This window comes from Candidatus Nanopusillus massiliensis (assembly GCF_920984865.1).
In genome coordinates, this window is the sequence record NZ_OV100765.1 from 4,695 (window position 1) to 5,931 (window position 1,237).

Annotated in this window: 4 protein-coding genes; all 4 read left to right on the top strand. The window is 23.1% G+C overall.

The genetic code is table 11. From position 1 onward, the window contains the following. Positions 1-314 precede the first annotated feature (314 nt). Complete coding sequence (locus LUA84_RS04895; RefSeq protein WP_457913275.1) at positions 315-434, top strand: hypothetical protein; 120 nt, start codon at positions 315-317, stop codon at positions 432-434. A gap of 33 nt (positions 435-467) precedes the next feature. Continuing rightward, a complete protein-coding gene (locus LUA84_RS04900) occupies positions 468-581 on the top strand; it encodes a 4Fe-4S binding protein (RefSeq protein WP_457913306.1) in 114 nt (37 codons plus the stop codon). A 19-nt stretch (positions 582-600) separates the two neighbouring features. Continuing rightward, on the top strand, positions 601-783 hold the full coding sequence (locus LUA84_RS00040) for an ATP-binding cassette domain-containing protein (RefSeq protein ID WP_256443559.1): 183 nt from the start codon (positions 601-603) through the stop codon (positions 781-783). A 54-nt stretch (positions 784-837) separates the two neighbouring features. Then, positions 838-996, top strand: a complete 159-nt coding sequence (locus LUA84_RS00045) for a hypothetical protein (protein WP_231433863.1) — start codon at positions 838-840, stop codon at positions 994-996. Positions 997-1,237 lie beyond the last annotated feature (241 nt).

The following is a 1,237-nucleotide window of genomic DNA, read 5'->3' on the forward strand; positions in this document are numbered from 1 at the left end:
AGGAAATTTATTAGAAATGAGAAAAGATATTTGATGAGTATAAGAGACAAATATAATTCAACAATTGAAATAAAAAATGCTGAAAATCTTAATGAGAGCATAAATTTTGATTATGAAATATCGAAGGATTATCTTACAATATTGTTTAGTAATTGATTTAAGAAAAAGGAAGCAAAATGGTCCAGAAACGAAAATTCAATACGAAAATTTAAGATAAATAAAAAGGGAAAAATTATTTTAAATCCTAATTCTGAAATAGGGCAGAAAATATTAGAAGCCATAAATAATAAAAGTAAGATAGAAGTGACATGAATATGAAAAGAATTGCTGTAATTGATANGGATAGGTGTAAAGCTCCTGAAAAATGTGATTATTTATGTATGAAAGTATGTCCTGTTCAAAAGAATAATTTAAAAATATTTAAAATTTACTAAGATAAAAAACCATCTATTGATGAATCTTTATGTATTGGATGTGGAATATGTGTAAAGAAATGTCCATTTAATGCAATAATAATTATAAACTCAACAAGGGAACCTGAAGCAAAACCTGTATTTACAATATGGTCCAAATACATTTAAATTACATAAATTACCAATAATTAAGGAAGGAAAAGTTGATGGGATAATTGGAAGGAATGGAATGGGTAAAAGTACAGCNNNAAATATAATAGCTGGTTTATTAAAACCAAATTTTGGTGATTTTAATAAAAAATATGATGATAAAGAAATTATAAGAGAATTTAGGGGTTCTGAACTTCAATTATATTTTGAAAAAAAATAAAATAATAAAATAATAATCTCATATAAACCACAGAATATTACACAAATAAAAAATATGCTAAAAGCTAAAACGGTTAGGGAATTTTTATCAAAAGTTATAAATAATTTAGATGAAGTAATAAAAAAATTTGAAATAGAAAATATATTAGATAGAAAAATTGGAGAATTAGCAGGAGGAGAATTTCAGAAAGTATTATATATATATTCTGTATAGAAGGAACATGATTTATTATTAATTGATGAGGTTACAAATTACTTAGATATATATGAAAGATTGAGAATATTAAATAATTTAAATGAAATAAAGGAAAAAGATACAATATTGATAATAGATCATGATTTATTATTTTTAGATTCAATTTCTGATATAATAAATTTTGTTTATGGAGTACAAAAGGCATATGGTGCTTTTTCATATCCTGTTGGATCAAAGGAAGGTATAAATCAATATTTAA